This is a genomic window from Psychrobacter sp. FME5 (assembly GCF_014861375.1).
Taxonomy (GTDB): domain Bacteria; phylum Pseudomonadota; class Gammaproteobacteria; order Pseudomonadales; family Moraxellaceae; genus Psychrobacter.
Window position 1 is genome coordinate 1 of record NZ_RRYX01000264.1, and the last position, 574, is coordinate 574.

Genomic DNA, 574 nt, shown 5'->3' on the forward strand with positions numbered 1-574 from the left:
TAGGACTTACGCAACAATCAGTCTAGGCGAGCGTAACTGCTCGCAGAGATAGTCATCCAGCAAGCCATGTTTTAACTGATATACCGTTTTCTTTGTCTGCCTAGCAATACGGGTCAAACTTATCCAAACTAATATAGAACAGCAAATATGATTGCGCTGAATACGTGCTTTTCGACACTGATTAGACTCTATACCTGTTAATTGCTTAATCTCACGATGAAACTGCTCAATTTTCCAGCGTATGGCGCACACCTGTTGTACGTCATCACGATTTGTTTGAGTGGTATCGTTGGTTACGACCCAATCCGTGCGGTGAGTACTCACCACAACCCGAAACAGTTGCACTTTATAGTCTTTAGGAAATTTATTGATCTTAATTAATTTGCCATTATCTTGTTCGGCCTCAGTCCATTGTAAAGCACTGACTGAGGTATAAGCGCGTTGCCCCTTAGAATCATCAACCAAACGGTTGCTCTTAAGCGGACAGTAAAAGATTTTACCTAAGCCATCAATGGTCAGCATGATATCTTTAGTGGCATACCAGCTGTCCATAAGCACCGTTTTAAATACCAAT

General features: G+C 41.6%; 1 protein-coding gene. It reads right to left on the reverse strand.

Features of this window, described 5'->3' with window-relative positions:
* Nucleotides 1-6: 6 nt before the first annotated feature.
* Nucleotides 7-574: transposase (locus EI161_RS14620; protein WP_192530025.1), on the reverse strand; the 568-nt coding region annotated here is incomplete at its 5' end.